This window comes from Roseateles depolymerans, from assembly GCF_003387155.1.
Taxonomy (GTDB): Bacteria; Pseudomonadota; Gammaproteobacteria; order Burkholderiales; family Burkholderiaceae_C; genus Roseateles; species Roseateles depolymerans.
On record NZ_QUMT01000001.1, the window covers coordinates 716,940 to 736,448 of the forward strand.

The following is a 19,509-nucleotide window of genomic DNA, read 5'->3' on the forward strand; positions in this document are numbered from 1 at the left end:
CGATCTTCAGCGGCCGTGCCGCTCCGGCAGTCGCTGCATGTCCGGCGGGAAGGGATCGTCCGAGCCCTTGGGCATGCGCGGGGTCGCCTTGCCCGGCCACACGGTGCGGTCCAGGAAGATCAGCATCGGCGCCACGCGGGCCGCCCAGCTGGTTTCGTCATGGGTGCCGCCAGCGGCTTCGAGGTAGTTCAGGTCGTTGCGGTTCCAGCCCCGGTTCAGCAGCGTGCTTCGCAGCACCCGCAACTGCTTGATGGCCGTCCCGCCTTCCTCGGTGCCCATGTCCAGCCACAGCTTGGGCCGCGGTGCACCGGAGAGCGGCGTGCGGATCAGGTCCCGCAGCGGGAATTCGTTGTCCCACCACAGGGACGGCGACACCACCAGCGCACCGCCGAAGACATCGTCATGATGCAGCGCCAGCCACAGGCTCAGGATGCCGCCCAGCGACGAGCCGCCGACGCCCGTGTGGCCTGGGTCCGGCAGGGTGCGGTAGCGCTGGTCGATGGCGGGCTTGACCGTCTGGATGAGGTAGCGGGCATAGTCCGCCGCCTTGCCGCCCTGCGGCAGGCCATCCCGGTCGATGCGGGTGGCCGTGTAGTCGTCCACCCGGCTGGGGCCGCTGGCCACGGCCACGATGATCAGCGGCTGGATCTCGCCGTCCACCACCAGACGCTGCGCGGTTTCGTCGAAGCCCCATTCGGCCCCGGCGGCGGCGGCATCGAACACGTTCTGTCCATCGTGCAGATACAGCACTGGGTAGCGCTGGTCCGGATGCTGTTCATAACCGGGCGGCAGCCAGACCTGCAGCGTGCGCGGGGAGATGCGATCGTCGCCCAGCGGCAGCCAGGCGTCGATATGCCCGGCGCGGCTGATGGAGATGGGCGCAGCGGGAGCTCCGAAGGCACGGGCCACCAGCACCCGGTCGGCCACCAGCTCCAGGCTGCGGTTGGGGCCGGGTTCCCAGCCGTCGCTGCTGCCCTGGTTGGGGCGTTCGATGCGGAACTTGTAGAGCAGGGCGCCATTGATCGGCGCCCGGTCCACCGTCAGTTCAGCGACCCACAGGCCGGATTCGGCAGCGGTGTCGTCGGGGGCTGATCCACGGCTGGACGGCGCCGGGTAGGCGTAGAGGGGACGGTCCCAACTGAGCGGGCCGCCGCCGCGGATGCCCACCCGGTCCTTGGCCGGATCAAAGCGGCCGGCGCTGATCTCCTCCCGCATGTCGATCTCGAACTTCACCCGCGTGGCCGCCTGCGCGCCGTCGGCCGCCAGCCAGGTCATCAGCAGTAAGGCCAGGCCTGTCAGCACCCGACGGGTCAGGACGGAGGCCAAGGCGAGGGCCAGGGCCAGGGTCAGGGCAACAGCGAGAGGCCCGCATCCGCTGCGCGCTGCGCTGCGGTCCAGGGTGGGACCCGCCTTCAGGCGGAGGAGAAAGGTCGCGGGAGCGAGGGCGGTCAGGAAGGCGGGCATGGGGCAGTGCGAGGCTGGATCAGTCCAGCAGCACCATAGCAGCTCTCTTGTTCAGCAATGTTGCCAGTTCCCCCGACTCGACGATGCGGGCGGCCTTTTCGATGTCAGGGGCGAGATAGTGGTCGTCCGGCATCGGCGGGCAGTGGTGACGCAGCAGGGCATGCACCGCTTCCAGGGTGTCGGAGCTGCGCAGCGGGCGCAGGAACTCGATGCCCTGGCCGGCTGCCAGCAGCTCGATCGCCACGATGTGGCCGGTGTTGTCCAGCATCGGGCCCAGGCGCCGGGCGCCGAAGGTGGCCATGGAGACATGGTCCTCCTGGTTGGCGCTGGTGGGCAGGCTGTCGACGCTGGCCGGGTGGGCCAGCGACTTGTTCTCGCTGGCCAGGGCCGCGGCCGTCACATGGGCGATCATGAAGCCGGAATTCAGGCCGGCATTGGCGGTGAGGAAGGGCGGCAGGCGGGACACGCCGGTGTCGATCAGCATGGCGATGCGGCGCTCGGCAATGGCACCGACTTCCGCAATCGCGCAGGCCAGTGCGTCAGCGGCCAGGGCCACCGGTTCCGCATGGAAATTGCCGCCGCTGATCATGGCGCTGCTGCCGTCGTCGGCGGCGAACACCAGCGGGTTGTCGGTCACCGCATTGGCTTCACGCAGCAGCACGTCGCGCACATAACGGGCCTGGTCCAGGCAGGCGCCCATCACCTGGGGCTGGCAGCGCAGGCAGTAGGGGTCCTGCACGCGGTCGTCGCCGTCCCGGTGGGACTGGCGGATCGCGCTGCCGGTCAGCAGCGCGCGGTAGGCGGCGGCTGCCTCGATCTGGCCGGGCTGGCCGCGCACCTCATGGATGCGCGGATCAAACGGGCCGTCGCTGCCGCGGGCTGCATCCAGGCTCAGCGCGCCGGTGACGATGGCGCTGGCATAGACCGTCTCGAAACGCAGCAGGCCTTCCAGCGCCAGCGCGGTGGAGGTCTGCGTGCCGTTGATCAGCGCCAGGCCTTCCTTGGCCTCCAGCACCAGCGGCGCGAGGCCGGCCCGTTGCAGCTCGGGCAGGGCCGCACGACGCTGGCCGTCCACCAGCATCTCGCCTTCGCCCATCAGCGCCAGCGTCATGTGGGACAACGGGGCCAGGTCCCCGGACGCGCCGACCGAGCCTTGCGCCGGCACGTAGGGCACCAGCCCCGCATTGAAGGCGTCCAGCAGCGACTGCACCACGGCCGGTCGCACGCCGGAGAAGCCGCGCGCCAGCGAGGCCGCCTTGGTGGCCAGCATCAGGCGGACCACTGGCGGCGCCAGCGGCGCGCCGACGCCGACGCAGTGCGAGCGGATCAGGTTGCGCTGCAGGGCGGCCAATTCGTCCTTGTTGATGCGCTTGGAGGCCAGCTTGCCGAAACCGGTGTTGACGCCGTAGACCGGGTCGTCCCCGGCCGCAGCGGCCTGGACGACGGCGGCACTGCGGGCAATGGCGGCATTTGCCGAGGGGTGCAGCGTCAGGCGCACCTCGCCGTTTCGGATCTGGCGGAGCTGGTCCAGCGTCAACTGGCCGGGGATGAGTTCGAGAGGGGTCGTCATGGTGGGGCTCGGGCGTCCGGTGTGGGCGGACAAAAGGCTCAAAGGCTCAAAGGATCGAGGTTCCGTGTGGATCAGCGGTCCAGCATCGGCAACTGCAGGCCCCGCTCGCGGGCGCAGCGCTGGGCGCTTTCATAACCAGCATCGGCATGGCGCATTACGCCGGTGCCGGGGTCGTTCCACAGCACCCGTTCGATCCGCCGCGCCGCCGCGTCGGTGCCGTCGCACACGATCACCACGCCGCTGTGCTGCGAATAGCCCATGCCCACGCCGCCCCCGTGGTGCAGCGACACCCAGGTCGCCCCGCCCGCGGTGTTGAGCAGGGCATTGAGCAGCGGCCAGTCGGACACTGCGTCCGAGCCGTCCTGCATGCGTTCGGTCTCGCGGTTGGGGCTGGCGACCGAGCCGGAGTCCAGATGGTCCCGCCCGATGACGATGGGCGCCTTCAATTCGCCGCTGCGCACCATCTCGTTGAACGCCAGGCCTGCGCGATGCCGCTCGCCCAGGCCCAGCCAGCAGATGCGGGCCGGCAGGCCCTGGAAGCTGATGCGTTCGCGGGCCATGTCCAGCCAGCGGTGCACGCCGGCGTGGTGGGGGAACAGTTCCTTGATCTTGGCGTCGGTCTTGTAGATGTCCTCCGGATCGCCGGACAGGGCCACCCAGCGGAACGGCCCGCGGCCTTCGCAGAACTGCGGGCGGACGTAAGCGGGCACGAAGCCAGGGAAGTCGAACGCGTTCTTCACGCCCTGGTCCAGGGCCACCTGCCGGATGTTGTTGCCGTAGTCGACGGTGGGAATGCCCATGGCCTGGAAGTCCAGCATGGCCTGCACATGGACCGCGCAGCCCAGGGCGGCGGCCTGGCGCAGCTCGGCATGCCGCGACGGATCGGCAGCGGCTTCCTTCCATTGCGCCACCGTCCAGCCCACCGGCAGATAACCGTTGATCAGGTCATGGGCGGAGGTCTGGTCGGTCACCAGGTCCGGACGCGGGGCCGTGCCGGCCTTCACCCGCGCAGCCAGTTGCGGCAGGACTTCCGCCGCATTGCCCAGCAGGGCGATGGACACGGCCTTCTTCTCGGCGGTGTAGCGCTGCAGGCGGGCCAGTGCGTCGTCCAGGCTGCTGGCCTGTTCGTCCACATAGCGGGTCTTGAGACGGAAATCGATGCGGGACTGCTGGCATTCGATCGTCAGCGACGAGGCCCCGGCGAAGGTGGCGGCCAGCGGCTGTGCGCCGCCCATGCCGCCCAGGCCTGCAGTCAGCACCCAGCGGCCGGACAGGTCGCCGCCATAGTGCTGGCGGCCGGCCTCGGCGAAGGTTTCGTAGGTGCCCTGCACGATGCCCTGCGAGCCGATGTAGATCCACGAGCCAGCCGTCATCTGGCCATACATCATGAGGCCCTTGCGATCCAGCTCGTTGAAGTGGTCCCAGGTGGCCCAGGCGGGCACCAGGTTGGAATTGGCCAGCAGCACCCGCGGCGCATCCGCATGGCTGCGGAAGACGCCGACCGGCTTGCCGGACTGGATCAGCAACGTCTCGTCTTCATTGAGGCCGCGCAGCGTCTCCAGGATGGCCTCGAAGCAGTCCCAGTTGCGGGCCGCCTTGCCGATGCCGCCGTACACCACCAGTTGGTCCGGGTTCTCGGCCACCGCCGGATCCAGGTTGTTCTGCAGCATGCGGTAGGCGGCCTCGATCAGCCAGTTCTTGCAGTGCAGCTGCGTGCCGGTGGGGGCGCGGACGGTGCGGGGCTGGGCGCTCATGCGGGTCTCCTGAAGTCGTTCGGTGATGCCGATGGGGCGCGATTATGTGGACCCGGTCCTGACTTGTCTATACAAGCTTGCATCCAGTAGGATGCGCGCCCATGGTTGTCCCCTCCGGTCCCGCGTTCCAGTACCTCAAGGTCAAGACCCATCTGCGCGAAGGCATTGCCAGCGGCCGGTGGCGGCCGGGCGAACGCCTGCCGTCCGAGGCGGAGCTGACGGAAGCCTTCGGCGTGAGCCGCATGACCGTCAACCGCGCGCTGCGCGAGCTGCATCAGGAAGGCATGGTGGAGCGGGTGCAGGGCGTGGGCAGCTTCGTGGCCCAGTTGCATCGCATCGCGTCCACCCTGACGGTGCGGGATGTGCACGACGAGATCGCCGCGCGGGGCCATCAGCATGAGGCGCAGGTCCATCTGCTGGAGGAAGTGGCGGCGACCGAGGCGCAAGCCGCCGAGTTCCAGTTGCAACCAGGTGCACGACTGTTCCACAGCATCATCGTGCACCGCGACAATGGCGTGGCCGTGCAATGCGAAGACCGCCTGGTGAATCCGGCCTGTGCGCCGGACTACCAGGCCCAGGACTTCACCCAGGTCACGCCCACCCACTACCTGCTGGAAGTGGCGCCCCTGTCGGAAGCCCGCTATACGATCGAAGCCCAGCGGCCCTCGCCGCTGGAGGCCAAGCTGCTGGGCATGCCCCGCGGCGAGCCCTGCCTCGTGGTGCGACGCTGCACGCTGAGTCTGGGACAGGTGGTGACCGTGGTGCGTCTGGTGCATCCGGGGGGTCGCTGGATGTTGCAGGGGAGTTTTCAGGCATGAATGGCGTGAGTGCGAGCCGCATGGGTGCAAGCCGCATGGGGACGAGCCGCGTGGAGGAGGGTGGGATGAGCTGGATGCGGATCTGCGCGGACGATGTGACGCCGGTGCCCTGGCGCAACGGTGGCGGAAAGACGCGTGAGCTGCTGGCCTGGCCGACGGTGGCGGACTGGAAGCTGCGCATCAGCGTGGCGGACATCGACCGCGATGGCCCGTTCTCTGCCTTCCCCGGCGTGGACCGCTGGTTCGGTGTGCTCAGCGGCGCCGGTGTGGAACTGCTGGGGTCGCAGCGTCGTCCCGGTGACGGGCTGCTGCAGTTCGCGGGGGAAGACGCGCCGGACTGCCGGCTGATCCAGGGTCCGACGCGGGATTTCAATGCCATGCACCGCCGGGGCGCCGGACGCTTCCGCGTGCAGCCGGCAGAACGGCCGGTCATTCCGCATGAGGTGGACTGGTTCGGCCTGTTCACCGAACGCGGCGGGCTGCTGATCCACGGCGCGCGGGCCGTGCCGGTGGCGCCGCACACCCTGGCGTGGTGCGAGGCGCCGGCCGCGCAGAGCTGCGTCTTTGATGATGGTGACAGCCACGGGCCGGCCTGGTGGCTGCTCTGGAGCGCAGAATGAGCGGCCGGCAGTTGTGGCGCGGTGGCCACCTCGTCACCCTGGCACAGGCACAGGGCTGGGGCCTGGTGCCGGACGGGGCACTGCTGACCGAGGGCGGCCAGATCCGCTGGGTCGGGCCGCTGGCCGATCTCCCGCAAGACCTGCGCGTGGGCCTGGACGCGGAAGTGGACCTGCAGGGCGCGCTGGTCACGCCCGGCCTCATCGACCCCCACACCCACCTGGTCTACGGCGGGGAGCGATCCGCCGAATTCGAAATGCGCCTGCAAGGTGCCAGTTATGAAGACATCGCCCGCGCCGGCGGCGGCATCCGCTCGACCGTGGCGGCCACCCGCGCTGCCGACGAGGCCAGCCTGCGTGCCAGTGCCCTGGCCCGCGCCAGGGCGCTGATGGACGAAGGCTTGACCACGCTGGAGGTCAAGTCCGGCTACGGACTGTCACTGGATGACGAAGCCCGCTGCCTACGGGTGGCGCGGAGCCTGTCCGAGCTGGGCATCACCGTCCGCACCACCTATCTCGGCGCGCATGCGCTGCCTCCCGAATTCGATGGCCGACCCGACGACTACGTCGATGCCGTCTGCGCCTGGATGCCCACGCTGAAGGACGCCGGCCTGATCGACGCGGTGGACGCCTTCTGCGAGCGCATCGCCTTCAGCCCCCAGCAGACGCGCCGTGTCTTCGAGACCGCCCGACGCCTGGGCCTGCCGGTCAAGCTGCATGCGGAGCAACTGAGCGACCAGGGCGGCGCTGCCCTGGCGGCGGACTTCCAGGCGCTGTCCTGCGACCACCTCGAATACCTCAGCGACGGCGGCATTCAGGCGATGGCGGCCGCCGGCACGGTGGCGGTGCTGCTGCCCGGTGCCTTCTACTTCCTGCGGGAGACGAAGCTGCCGCCCGTGGAGGCCCTGCGCCGGGCGGGCGTGCCGATCGCGCTGGCCACCGATCACAACCCCGGCAGTTCACCGGGCCTGTCGCTGCTGCTGATGATGAACATGGCCTGCACCTTCTTCCGCATGACGCCGGAAGAAGCCCTGCGCGGGCTGACCGTGCATTCGGCCCGGGCCCTGGGCTTGCCGGACCGGGGACAGCTGGTGGCCGGTCAGCGTGCGGACTTCTGTGTCTGGGATGCCGCCCATCCGCGCGAACTGGCCTACTACTTTGGACGCAACCCACGGCGCGCCACGGTCCTGCAGGGCCGTGCCCATGAGCCGGCGCCTGCGCGGCCCGTCGTGTGAGGAGACAGCATGAAGCATGAGGTGTATGAACTGCGGCCCGGCCGCACCCCGCTGTTGATCAGCATGCCGCACGTGGGGCGGGAGATTCCGCCCGATCAGCAGGACCGTTATGTGGAGCGGGCCCTGGGCAGCGAGGACACCGACTGGCATCTGGAAGGGCTGTACGCCCCGATCGCCGAGGCGCTGGGGGCGGGCCTGATCATCCCGCGTTATTCGCGCTACCTCATCGACCTGAACCGCCCGCCGGAGGACACGCCCATGTATCCGGGCGCCTCCAACACCGAACTCTGTCCGACCCGCTTCTTCACCGGCGAGCCGCTCTACAAGGAAGGCCGCGCCCCGGACCCCGAAGAGAAGCAGCGCCGCCTGCAGACCTACTGGCAGCCCTACCACCAGGCCCTGCAGGGCGAGTTGCAGCGGCTGCGCCAGGAACACGGCCAAGCCCTGCTGTTTGAAGCGCACAGCATCCGGTCCAGCCTGCCCTGGCTGTTCGATGGCCAACTGCCCGACCTGAACCTGGGCACGGTGGACGGGCAGTCCTGCAAGAAGATCACCCGCGATGCAATGGAGATCGTGCTGAACGCGCAGCAGGATTTCACCTGGGTGGTGGATGGCCGCTTCAAGGGCGGCTACATCACCCGCCAGTACGGCCGCCCGGCACTGGGCCAGCAGGTGGTGCAGATGGAGATGTGCTACCGCTGCTACATGGTGGAGCGGGAGCTGGGCTACACCGGTTATGAACTGGACGAGGCCTGCATGGCGCGCATCCGGCCTGTGCTGAGCCTGCTGCTGCAGGCCTACCTGATGGCCAACCCATCGCGTTCGACGGCCCCCGTGGACCGCCCGACCGCATGACCGCCACCACGCTCTTTCACGCCCCCCTGGCCTGGCTGGACGGCCGCTGGCAACCCGATGTGTTGCTGCGGGTCGGCGCTGACGGCCACTGGCTGGATGTACGGGCGGGCCTGCCGGCCCCGGAAGGCGCCCGCCGCCTGGACGGCCCGGTGCTGCCCAGTCTGGTGAATGCGCACAGCCATGCCTTCCAGCGCGCGTTTGCGGGCCTGGCGGAGCAGCGGGCCAGGGACAGCGACGACTTCTGGTCCTGGCGCGAACGGATGTATGGCGTGGCGCTGCGCATCACGCCGGACCAGTTGCGAGCCATTGCCGCGCAGCTCTACACCGAGCTGCTGGCAGGCGGCTACACCCAGGTCTGCGAATTCCACTACCTGCATCACCGCGAAGACGGGCAGCCCTACGACGACGACCTGGCCATGAGCTGGGCGCTGGCCGAGGCGGCGCGCGACGTGGGCATCGGCCTCACGCTCCTGCCGGTCCTCTATGCCCATGCAGGCTTCGCCGAGACCGGATTGCGCGACACCCAGCGCCGCTTCCGCACCGATGCCGACTGGGTCTGGCGGGCCTGCCAGCGCATCAATGCCGCCGGCTTGCCGCTGGTGTCGGCGGGTGTGGCGCTGCATTCGCTGCGGGCCGCGCATCCGGAAGACATTCGGCATCTGCAGCAGCGCGTGGGCACCACCCCCGTCCCGATCCACATTCATGTGGCCGAGCAGCAGCAGGAGGTGAGGGACTGCCTGGCCGCCACCGGTCAGCGGCCCCTGGCCGCCCTGGCCGACTACGGGCTGGATCCGCGCTGGCAACTGGTGCACGCCACCCACAGCACGCGCGGTGAGATCGACCGCATCGCCGCCAGCGGTGCGGGGGTGGTGATCTGCCCGGGCACTGAAGCCAATCTGGGTGACGGCCTGGCGGACCTGGAGGGCTGGTTGGCGGCAGGCGTGCCGATGACCGTTGGCTCGGACAGCCAGGTCACCCGCTTCTGGGTCGAGGAACTGCGCTGGCTGGAGTACGGGCAGCGGCTGGGCCAGCAGCGTCGCAATGTGGCGGCCTGGCCGGGCCGTCAGCCCAGTACCGCTGCGCGGCTGTTCGATGCCTGCCTGAAGGGCAGCGCCGCAGCTGCCGGCCTGGGCGCCTGGGGCCTGGTGCCCGGTGCCCGCGCGGACTTCCTGGTGCTGGACGTGGCCGGCTGCGGACTGTCGGGCCTGCCCGCCGATGCGTTGATGGACGGGCTGATCTTCGCCAGCCAGGGGCAGCCCTGGCGCGAGGTGTTCGTGGCCGGCGTGTCGCAGCCGCTGCGGGATGCGGCGCGGACGCACCGTTTTGAGGCGGTCATGCAGGCGTGCTGGGGCGCCTGATCGCTGAGGCCGGTTCGACCTGCTCCCGTCACCGAAGACGGTTGCGCAACCATGCCGGAAACCCGGTAATTTCGAGGACCACGCGGCTGCGGACTTGTTCCTCCCGTACGACGTTTGCTACGCTGAGCAGTTATCACAAACATCGTTGGGGAAGGTATGCAGTCCTTGCGCAACTACACCATCCGGGCGCGCCTCATGGCGCTGGGTCTCTTGTCGGTTTTGGCGCTGCTGATCATTGGCGGCGACGGTCTGTGGGCGATGGCCAAGACCAAGAAGGACTTCGAGCACTACGTCGGCAATGACGTGGAATCGCTGGCCCAGTTGGCGGATGTCCGCGCCGGCGTCGGCAACCTGCGCCGTTTTGAGAAGGACATGATCATCAACATGGGCGAGCAGGGCGCCGTCAAGCGCTACCACCAGGACTGGCAGAAGGCCTACGACAGCACCTTCAAGAGCCTGGAAGCCATCGAGGCGCTGGATGTTCCGCCCGCGGTCAAATCGATTCCCGCCGCCATGAAGACCAACCTGGTCAGCTACAAGAGCGGCCTGGACGGCATCGTGGCACGCGTCCTGAATGACGACTTCACCGATTCCGCCGAGGTGAACCGGGCCACCGAGCCCATCAAGGGCCCGATCCGCGAGATGGACAAGCAACTGGCGGAGTTGACCAAGACCGTGGTGGAGCGCGGCGCCAGCGAAGTGCAGCGCATGGATGCCGAGGAACGCCATGTGCGCCTGGCCCTGACCGCCGTGATGGTGCTGGGCGCCCTGGGCATCGGCGTGTTCACCTTCCTCAACATCGGCTCCATCCTTGCGCCGCTGGATGTGGCGGTACGCACCACCGAGCGCATCGCGCAGAAGGACCTCAGCGAAGCCGTGCAGGTACAGGGCAGCGACGAGACGGCCGCGATGATGCGTGGCGTGCAGGGCATGCAGGTGTCCATCCGCGGCGTGGTCAGCGAAGTGCGCAGCGCCACCGACAGCATTGCCACCGCCTCGCGCGAAGTGGCCGCCGGTGCGCAGGACCTGAGCAACCGCACGGAACAGGCAGCCTCCAACCTGGAGGAAACGGCCTCCGCCATGGAGCAGCTCACCGCCAGCGTGCAGCACAACGCCGACTCCGCCCGCCAGGCCAATGCGCTGGCGTCGGAGGCGGCCCAAGTGGCCGAGCGCGGCGTCGCGGTGGTGGGGGACGTGGTGCAGACCATGGGCCGCATCAGCGCTTCCTCCGACCGCATTGCCGACATCATCGGCACCATCGACGGCATCGCCTTCCAGACCAATATCCTGGCGCTGAATGCCGCCGTGGAAGCCGCACGTGCCGGCGAGCAGGGCCGCGGCTTTGCCGTCGTGGCGGCGGAAGTGCGGACGCTGGCGCAGCGCAGCGCCGAAGCGGCCAAGGAGATCAAGCAGCTCATCCAGTCCAGCGGCGAGGCTGTGGCCAGCGGCGCGGAACTGGTGGAGCGGGCCGGTGGCACGATGCGCGAGATCTCGGACTCGATCGGGCGGGTGTCCCGCATCGTGTCGGAGATCAGCCATGCCACGGCGGAGCAGAGCAGTGGCATTCACCAGATCGGCTCGGCCATCTCGCAGCTGGACCAGATGACGCAGCAGAACGCAGCCTTGGTGGAGGAATCGGCCGCCGCGGCGCAGAGCCTGCAGCAGCAGGCGGACGCGTTGTCGCAGTCGGTGTCGGTGTTCCGGCTGGCCTGAGGGACTTTCAGCAGCTCATTGCATGCACGCGGTTGCGGCCGCCGTGCTTGGCCGCATAAAGCGCCTGGTCCGCCATCTCCACCAGCAGCTGCGGCTGCTGCGGTGCCTCCGCCGTGCTCAGCCCGATGCTGACCGTCAGTTGCAGGTTGGGCGCCAGGTCCTTCCAGCTGTGACGCGCAATGGCGGCCCGCAGCCGCTCGCAGATGTCCAGCGCCCGGCTGGCGGGGACGCCGACAAACACCAGCATGAACTCCTCGCCCCCGACCCGCGCCAGCAGGTCGGCCGCGCGCAACTGCTTGCGCAGGCACAGGGCCACCTGCTGCAGCACCAGGTCCCCCATGCCGTGGCCCCAGGTGTCGTTGACCCGCTTGAAGAAGTCCACATCCAGCAGGCCCAGCGCGATGGGCTTGCGCTCCTGCCGCGCCCGCTCCACCAGCAGCGGCAGGGCGAATTCGGCATGGCGACGGTTGTTGAGGCCGGTCAGCGCATCCTCATGAGCCATGCGGCCCAGCTCGTCCGCCTGTCGCTTGAGCTTGCTGTGCTCCTGCTCGGCATGGTCGGCCCGTTCACGTTCACGGCGGGCGTCCTGCAGGGCATGCTCGGCGCGGGCCTGCGCCTGCTCGAATTCCTGGCGGATCAGCATGGCCTCGGTCTGAAGCGCCATCGCGCTGCGGGCGGACTGCCGCTCCAGTTCGGACAGCTGTTCATGCGCCGCCAGGGCTTTGGCAAAGTCCCCACGGGCCTTGCAGGTCTGGTACATGGCCAGCGACATCTGTCGGCGCATGCGGGCGGGCAGCGGCGGCGGATCCTGACCGGAGAGCAGATGCTGGATGGTGGCCACCGCCGCGTCCACCGCCAAGGCATCGCCGCGAAGGCCCATCAGCGCCCGCTGGGCGCGGGCCTGGCGCTGCATGCCGGCATAGCCGTGGCGCACGGCCAGCGCCTCGTATTCGTCAATCAGCCCGCCGGCCTGCACCAGGTCGCCGCTGCCGAGCAACTGCTCCACCTGGTTGGACAGCGTCACGGCGATGATGAAGGGGTTGGGCTCCTCCCGCACCAGGGTCGCGGCGCGTTGGGCGTAGGGGCCGGCCTGGGCCAGGGCTTCCGCGGCGCCGGTGCGGTCGCCGTTGCGCAGCGCCTCGCCATGGGCCTGCAGCCAGAAATGCGCCAGGTTATTCAGGCAGGAGAGCAGCAGTTCGCGGTCACCGTGCGGGCTGTGCGGATCGACCTGGGCCTGTGCAATCTCCAGCGCCTGCAGCGTGTCCTGGCAGGCCTGTTCGGTCTGGTCCATGGCGGCGTAGGAGACCGCGAGCCGGTTCAGGGCCCAGGCTTCCCGCACCCGGTCACCGGCTTGGCGCGCAGCGGCCAGCGCCTGCCAGGCGGCCTGCGCCGCATCCCGGCCCATCTGGAACTGGGCATAAACGAAGGAGAGTTCGGTGAGCGCCTCGGCCAGTCGGGCCTCAAAGCCGTCGCCGGGCGTCTGGCGGGCGAGGGCGACCGCTTCGCTGGCCCGGCGCAGCGCGGCTTGCAAGTCCCCCTGGCGGGGAAGAATGTGGGCCAGCGCGGTGAGGATGTGCACACGCTCCCGGTCGTCGGCAGCGACGGCCAGGGAGCGCTCCAGTGCGTCGGTGGCGTCACGGTAGGCGCCGCGACGGCTCAGATCATGGGCACGGGCCAGCTCGCGTTGGAACATGCCCAAGCATTGGGCGACTCGCGCCTCGCGTCAATGCTGACCGGCCCCAGGAAGGCCGTGCAGATGCGCCGTGATGGTGAAAAGTCTCAGATCGCGGCAGCAGTTGTCGCTGATCAAGGTGGCAAGGCAGGCACGGGCCTGCCTGTGCTCAAGTTCCTGTGCCCAGGTTCCTGTGTTCAGGTCCGCACGGCAGCGGCGGCCGGCGTCGTCGTGGCCACCGGCACCACGCGGTGACCCCGCGCGGCGTAGTAGGCGATGTAGACGTAGCAGACCAGCGGCACCACGAAGGACGGCAGCAGGCCGTGGCTGTCGGCCAGCGCACCTTGCACCAGCGGCACCAGCGCACCGCCGACGATGGCCATGCACAGCAGGCCGGAGCCCTGTTCGGTCCGGGGGCCCAGGCGTTCCAGTGCCAGCGAGAAGATGGTGGGGAACATGATGGCGTTGCACAGGCCGATGGCCAGCAGCGCCCACATGGTCAGGTGACCGCCGGCCAGCATGGCCACCGTCAGCAACACAACAGCGCCGACTGCGCAGCCCGTCATCAGGCGGGCGGCCGACATGCGCTTCATCAGCCAGGCGCCGATGAAACGGCCCACCATCGCGCCGCCCCAGTACAGGGCCAGCATGTGGCCGGCATCGCTGCCCGACAGGCTCGCCACATCCGGCGCGCTCATCACGCTGACCAGGAAGCTGCCGATCGACACTTCAGCACCCACGTACACAAAGATGGCCAGCACGCCCAGCAACAGATGGCGGTGGCGCCAGGCGGGCGGGGTGCTGGCAGCAGCGCGGGCGTCCTGCGTGTCACCGACCTTGGGCAGCTTCACCACCATCAGCACGCCGGCAATCACCAGCAGCGCGGCGGCCAGACCCAGGTAGGGGCCGCGCACAGCAGTGGCTTCAGCGGCGACGGAGTCGGCGGCAGCCAGGATCAGCGAGGCGCCGAACAGCGGCCCGACGGTGGTGCCCAGCGAGTTGAAGGCCTGGGTCCAGGTCAGGCGGCGGGAGGCTTCCTGCTCCGGGCCCAGCAAGGTGACATACGGATTGGCCGCGACCTGCAGCAGCGTCACACCGCTGGCCAGCACGAACAGCGCCCCGAGGAACCAGCCATAGGTCTGGAAGGTGGCGGCGGGATAGAACAGGGCACAGCCGATGGCGGCAATCACCAGCCCCATCACCATGCCGCGCTGGTACCCCCAGCGGCGCACCACTTGTCCCGCCGGGAGCGAGACCAGGAAGTAGGCGCCGAAGAAGCAGAACTGCACCAGCATGGCCTGCACGTAGTTCAGCGAGAACACGGCCTTGAGGTGGGGAATCAGCACGTCGTTCAGCGAGGTGATGAGACCCCATCCGAAAAACAGCGCGGTCAGCAGCGGCATGCCGTAGCGCGGCGCAGAGGCGGAGGAGTCGGAGGCGGGGCGAGACGAAGCGTTCATGTCCGGTGGCCTGTAGTGAGCGGCTTGGAAATCCGAGATGGCAATCCGGCGGCCCGCAGGGCGGCATCGTCTTGACTCCTCGGCGGGGACTGAGTCCCTCTCAACTTGAACGAAACTTTAAAACAAGATGAAAAGGAGTTCCCCAGGGTTACTACCTAAATCCCTGTTCGCTACCACGTGTTTGCGCCATTTCAGGGCGAGGCTGCCCCGAGTCTTTGCAGAAAAATTAACTGAAAATTAAACAATGGAAGGCAGATAACATCAGGGTTTGTTAAGCCTTGAAGGGGTTCCCGGGAAGGCTGACGTTCCCCCCGGTGCAGGGCGTGAATGCCCTGTCCCGGTGCAGCGGCGGGAACCGATCAGTTACGCTTGCGCGGTTGCCATCCCCGGCCCTTGTTGTTGCCCATGCCCAGACTTCTGATCGCCGAAGACGATCCCATGCTGACCGATGCGCTGGTGTCCCAGTTCCAGGGCGCCGGTTTCGAGGTGGAGCATGCGCCCAACGGTCCGGTGGCCGACTATCTGCTGACGCGTCAACCCTTTGACGTCGCCATCCTCGATCTGGGGCTGCCCTATGTGGATGGCATGGACGTGCTGCGACAGGCGCGGCGCAGCGGCTCGCGGGTGCCGGTGCTCATCCTCACCGCCCGCGACCGGGTGGACGACCGGGTGAACGGGCTCAATGCGGGCGCGGACGACTATCTCGTCAAGCCGTTTGATTTCCCCGAGCTGCTGGCGCGGGTCAATGCGCTGCTGCGGCGCGGGCAGGCCTCCGCGCAGGAGCCAAGCGACTCTCCGGCGGGACTCGTGCTGGATCGCCCCAACCGGCGGGCACTGCTCCACAGCGAGGTGCTGGACCTGACCCAGCGCGAATGGTGCCTGCTGGAGCTGCTCATCTCGCGCCGAGACAACGTCGTCACCAAGGAAGAGATCACCGCCGCCTGGGCGGGCGGGGACGGCGCGTCCGACGGCAGCGGCTCCGTCGAGGTCTACATCCACCGGCTGCGCAAGAAACTGGCGCAGAGCGGGATGAACATCCGCACCTTGCGCGGGCTTGGGTATTTGCTCGAGGCCGATCGTGCTGCCGACCGGTCTGGGGATCGTTCGTCGGATCGTTCGCCCGAGGCCGCGCCGGATCGCTCGCCGGACGGCGCGGAGACGGCCACCCGATGAGCGCCCGCGGGTCGGCCCCGCCGACACTTTCGCTGCAGCGCCAGCTGTTCCTGTGGCTGATCCTGCCGCAGATCGTGCTGTGGGCGGCGGCCGGCATCTTCACTTTCAAGCTGGCGCTCTCGTATGCCAACCGCGAGATCGACGCGTCCCTCTCCACCGCCACGCGCGCCTTGGCCCGTCGCATCCAGCCGCTGGAGTCCGGCCTGCTGATCGACTTCCCGCGCGCTGCTCAGGACATTCTGGAGTCCGACCCGAACGACCGGTTGATGTACATGGTCAGCTCGCCGCCCGGCAACTTCGTGCTGGGCAATCAGCACCTGCCGCCGATCCCGGAAGGGCAGCCGCGACGCTGGGGCCTGCCGGAGTTCCACAACGGCGAGATGCGCGAGGGGGAGAAAGTGGTGCCGGTGCGGCAGGCCGCTTTGTATGTGCGCATGGGCGGTGGGCTCAACGCGCCGGAGCAGGCGCTGCTGGTGCAGGTGGCCAAGTCCCGCGCCAGCAGCGGGGCGCTGGCCCGCGGCATCCTGCTGGACACGGTGCTGCCCCTGTCCCTGCTGGGCGCGCTGTTGACGCTGGTGGTGCACTTCGGCATCCGAGCGGGGCTGTCGTCCCTGACGACCTTGCGGCGAGAAGTGGATGGTCGCGACCCGGAAGACCTGGCCCCGATCCGGTTGGACACGGCGCCGGTGGAAGTGCGCGGACTGGCCGAGGCGGTCAATGCGCTGCTCGGAAAGGTGCGGCGGAGCATGGAAGTGCAGCGGCGCTTCATCGATGACGCGGCCCATCAGCTGCGCACCCCGCTGGCGGGGCTGCGCAGCCAGACCGAGCTGGCCTTGCAGGCGGTGCGGACCGACCGCAGCGAGGAGGTGATGGCGCGGCTGCAGAAGGTGCATCAGAGCGCGCTGCACAGTGCCCATCTGGTCAGCCAGTTGCTGATGCTGGCCCGCTCGGGGCCGGAGGGCGCGTCGGCGCTGCCGGTTGAACGCATCGACCTGGCGGCGCTGTGCCGGGCGGTGGCGCTGGCCTGCGTGCCGCGAGCCCTGGCAGCGGACATGGACCTGGGCGTGGACGATGCGCCCGACGGGGCGACCATCGACGGCCGCCCGATGCTCATCCGCGAGGCGCTGGGCAATCTGCTGGACAATGCGCTGCAATACGCCGGACGGGGCGCCACGGTGACGGTGCGGGTGCAGCGGTCGGGGGACCAGGTGCGGGTGCAGGTGGAGGACAACGGCTGCGGCATGTCGGAGGCCGACCGCGAGCGGGCGTTTGAACGCTTCTACCGGGCGCGACCCGATGCACAGGGGTCGGGCCTGGGTCTGGCCATCGTGCGGGAGATCGTGACGCTGCATGGCGGGACGGTGTCGCTGGAGGCGGTGCAGCCGCAGGGGACACTGGTGACGATGGCGTTTCCGGCGGCGGATCAAACCGCGCCTTGATCCACCTTTTGATCCACCTATTGATCCGCCTATTGATCCGCGTGTGGGCCCGATCCGTATCAATCCCTTGCCCATCGACTTCACGCCCATCGACGTCACGCCCCGCGGCGTCTCCATCACGCGTCCCCGCGCATCCTCCAGCCCCTTGTCATGAGCAGTTCCTCTTCGTCCCTCACGCTGATCGGCGTGGATTTCTCCAGTGCCCCCACGGCCCGCAAACCGATCCGGCTGGCCATTGGCCGGCGCCAGGGGGCGGTGGTGCGACTGGAATCGCAGCGGGCACTGACCTCGCTCACCGACTATGCCGCCTGGCTGGCCGAACCGGCTGCCCCGGGCCAGCGCTGGGTCGGCGGCTTTGACCTGCCCTTCGGCCATTCGCGGGAATTGGTGACGACGCTGGGCTGGCCCACCGAATGGGCGCCGCTGATGGCGCACTACGCCGCGCTCAGCCGCGAGCAGATCCGGGACACCTTTGCCGCTTTCTGCGCCGCACGGCCGGTGGGGAAGAAGTTTGCCCACCGGGTCTGCGACGGGCCCGCCGGGGCTTCGCCCAGCATGAAATGGGTCAACCCGCCCGTGGCGTTCATGATGCATGCCGGGGTGCCGCCGATGATCCAGGCGGGTGTGAGCCTGCCGGGGCTGCATGCCGGGGATCCGGACCGGGTGGCGCTGGAGGCCTATCCCGGCCTGCTGGCCCGTGAACTGATCGGCTCGCGCAGCTACAAGAGCGACGACAAGGCCAAACAGACGCCGGAGCGGCTGATTGCCCGCAAGGACCTGATCGACGCACTGGAGCAGGGCCGGAGCCGCCTGGGCCTGCGGCTCAAGCTCAGCCATGCGCAGCGCGACGAACTGGCCGACGACGGCAGCGGCGACAAGCTGGATGCGGTGCTGTGCCTGCTGCAGGCCGCGTGGGCATCCGAGCAGCCTCAGTACGGCATGCCGGCGGATGCCGACCCGCTGGAAGGCTGGATTGTCAGTACGCCGCACGCGGCGGGCGGATCGGCCTAACATCGCTCCGCGCGTCATCGGCGGCTTTTGTTGCTTCGCCGGCGCGTGCCCTTGCCTATGCCCTTGCCTTGCCTTGCCTTGCCTTGCCTTGCGTTAGCGGCGCGTGTCGTTGAACGGTGCCCGCCTCCGCGACCGGCCGATGGCGCAGGAATGCCAACCGGACGCCAAACCGCGGTGCTGGACCGCTTGCTTGCAGGAGATTGCCCATGACCATGCCCTCCACCCCGTCCACTGCTGGGGCCACTGCGCCGACTTCTGCCGCGACCTCTGCTGCGACATCCGCCGGGACCTCTGCGGTCGGACCGCTTCGCATCGCCGTGATGGGCGCCGGGGCTGTGGGCTGCTATTTCGGCGGTGTGCTGGCCCGTGCGGGGCATGACGTGACCCTGATCGGTCGTCCTCAGCATGTCGAGGCCATCCAGCGGGACGGTCTGCGCATGGAGACCGCCACTTTCGATGTGCAGATTCCACTGAAGGCGGACACCGAGCCCGCCGCCGCCCAGGGCGCGGATGTGGTGCTGTTCTGCGTCAAATCAACGGACACGATCGAGGCTGCGCGGCAGCTGCAGCCCTTCCTGTCTCCCCACACCTTGCTGCTGTCGATGCAAAACGGCGTGGACAACGCCGAGCGGCTGCGTGAGGTGCTGACTCAACCGGTGTCGGCTGCGGTCGTGTACGTGGCCACCGGCATGATCGGGCCGGGGCATGTGAAGCACTACGGCCGCGGCGAGTTGATCATCGAGCCGGCCGATGGCGCGGAGCAGGTGGCCCAGGCCTTCATCGCGGCCGGCGTGCCCACCGATGTTTCAGTCAACGCACGCGGCGCCCTGTGGGCCAAACTGCTGATCAACTGCGCCTACAACGCGATGTCGGCGGTGACACAGCAGTCGTATGGGCAGTTGGTGCAGGGGGAGGGCGTCTGGGCGGTGCTGGACGACCTGGTGAATGAAGGGCTGGAAGTGGCCCGGGCCAGCGGCGTGGACGTGTCGGGCGACGTGCATGCGGCCGTGCGCAAGATTGCCGAGACCATGCCGGGGCAGTTGTCCTCGACCGCGCAGGATCTCAAGCGTGGAAAGCCCAGCGAGATCGACCACCTCAATGGCTATCTCGTGCGGCGCGGCGAGGCGCTGGGGGTGCCGACGCCCGCCAACCGCGTGATGTATGCGCTGGTGAGGGTGATGCAGGCACCGGCGGCCACGTCCGTGCCGACCGCGGTGGCGTCGTCATCGGCCCCGGCATGACCCGCCGCATGACCCGCCAAATGACCCGCCGAATGACCCATGGCATTGCTCGCCGGGTGGGGCAGGGCCTCCGCAGCCTTCTGGCTTGAAGCGCGGCCTGGGCCTGCATCCCAGCCTGGGTGCAAGCCC

15 protein-coding genes are annotated in these 19,509 nt (G+C 68.8%); 10 read left to right on the forward strand and 5 right to left on the reverse strand.

Annotated features, from left to right (window positions below; all coding sequences use genetic code 11):
- Positions 1-6: 6 nt before the first annotated feature.
- From DES44_RS03105 to hutU, 3 genes are all read right to left on the reverse strand, one after another.
- The gene (locus DES44_RS03105) at positions 7-1,464 is read right to left on the reverse strand and encodes an alpha/beta hydrolase (RefSeq protein ID WP_058936259.1); all 1,458 of its coding nucleotides are present in this window, start codon (positions 1,462-1,464) and stop codon (positions 7-9) included.
- A gap of 19 nt (positions 1,465-1,483) precedes the next feature.
- Positions 1,484-3,034, reverse strand: a complete 1,551-nt coding sequence (gene hutH, locus DES44_RS03110; protein WP_058936258.1) for a histidine ammonia-lyase — start codon at positions 3,032-3,034, stop codon at positions 1,484-1,486.
- 71 nt (positions 3,035-3,105) lie between these two features.
- Positions 3,106-4,788 carry a urocanate hydratase gene (gene hutU / locus DES44_RS03115; protein WP_058936257.1) on the reverse strand — a complete coding sequence of 561 codons (1,683 nt, stop codon included), beginning with the start codon at positions 4,786-4,788 and terminating at the stop codon, positions 3,106-3,108.
- Positions 4,789-4,889: 101 nt separating this feature from the next.
- On the opposite strand from hutU, the gene hutC reads away from it, so the two are divergent.
- From hutC to DES44_RS25900, 6 genes are all read left to right on the forward strand, one after another.
- Positions 4,890-5,606 carry a histidine utilization transcriptional repressor HutC gene (gene hutC, locus DES44_RS03120; RefSeq protein ID WP_058936256.1) on the forward strand — a complete coding sequence of 239 codons (717 nt, stop codon included), beginning with the start codon at positions 4,890-4,892 and terminating at the stop codon, positions 5,604-5,606.
- Positions 5,607-5,671: 65 nt separating this feature from the next.
- Positions 5,672-6,226, forward strand: coding sequence for a HutD/Ves family protein (locus DES44_RS03125; protein ID WP_058936255.1), 555 nt, complete (start codon positions 5,672-5,674; stop codon positions 6,224-6,226).
- Positions 6,223-7,458, forward strand: coding sequence for an imidazolonepropionase (hutI, locus tag DES44_RS03130; protein WP_058936254.1), 1,236 nt, complete (start codon positions 6,223-6,225; stop codon positions 7,456-7,458). Before DES44_RS03125 ends, hutI begins: the two co-directional genes overlap by 4 nt.
- Before the next feature lie 9 nt (positions 7,459-7,467).
- Positions 7,468-8,313, forward strand: a complete 846-nt coding sequence (gene hutG, locus DES44_RS03135) for an N-formylglutamate deformylase (RefSeq protein ID WP_058936253.1) — start codon at positions 7,468-7,470, stop codon at positions 8,311-8,313.
- Complete coding sequence (gene hutF / locus DES44_RS03140) at positions 8,310-9,671, forward strand: formimidoylglutamate deiminase (protein ID WP_058936252.1); 1,362 nt, start codon at positions 8,310-8,312, stop codon at positions 9,669-9,671. The genes hutG and hutF overlap by 4 nt, the downstream gene beginning before the upstream one ends.
- 156 nt (positions 9,672-9,827) lie before the next feature.
- Entirely contained in the window at positions 9,828-11,384 is a 1,557-nt protein-coding gene (locus tag DES44_RS25900) for a methyl-accepting chemotaxis protein (protein WP_083525791.1), read from the forward strand.
- A gap of 7 nt (positions 11,385-11,391) precedes the next feature.
- Here the strand turns inward: DES44_RS25900 and DES44_RS03150 are convergent, their stop codons facing one another.
- Together DES44_RS03150 and DES44_RS03155 are read right to left on the reverse strand one after the other, a co-directional pair.
- Complete coding sequence (locus DES44_RS03150; protein WP_058936251.1) at positions 11,392-13,077, reverse strand: GGDEF domain-containing protein; 1,686 nt, start codon at positions 13,075-13,077, stop codon at positions 11,392-11,394.
- Positions 13,078-13,253: 176 nt separating this feature from the next.
- Complete coding sequence (locus tag DES44_RS03155) at positions 13,254-14,516, reverse strand: sugar MFS transporter (protein WP_058936250.1); 1,263 nt, start codon at positions 14,514-14,516, stop codon at positions 13,254-13,256.
- 405 nt (positions 14,517-14,921) lie between these two features.
- Here DES44_RS03155 and DES44_RS03160 point away from each other — a divergent pair, with 405 nt between their 5' ends.
- The 4 genes from DES44_RS03160 (at position 14,922) to DES44_RS03175 (ending at position 19,380) form a co-directional block, all read left to right on the forward strand.
- Positions 14,922-15,689 (forward strand): response regulator transcription factor, encoded by a 768-nt coding sequence (locus DES44_RS03160; protein WP_083525790.1) that lies wholly within the window; start codon positions 14,922-14,924, stop codon positions 15,687-15,689.
- Complete coding sequence (locus DES44_RS25435) at positions 15,686-17,128, forward strand: sensor histidine kinase (protein WP_058936249.1); 1,443 nt, start codon at positions 15,686-15,688, stop codon at positions 17,126-17,128. The genes DES44_RS03160 and DES44_RS25435 overlap by 4 nt, the downstream gene beginning before the upstream one ends.
- A gap of 150 nt (positions 17,129-17,278) precedes the next feature.
- Positions 17,279-18,139 carry a DUF429 domain-containing protein gene (locus DES44_RS03170; RefSeq protein WP_058936248.1) on the forward strand — a complete coding sequence of 287 codons (861 nt, stop codon included), beginning with the start codon at positions 17,279-17,281 and terminating at the stop codon, positions 18,137-18,139.
- A 206-nt stretch (positions 18,140-18,345) separates the two neighbouring features.
- Positions 18,346-19,380 carry a ketopantoate reductase family protein gene (locus tag DES44_RS03175; protein ID WP_375137500.1) on the forward strand — a complete coding sequence of 345 codons (1,035 nt, stop codon included), beginning with the start codon at positions 18,346-18,348 and terminating at the stop codon, positions 19,378-19,380.
- Positions 19,381-19,509: the final 129 nt, after the last annotated feature.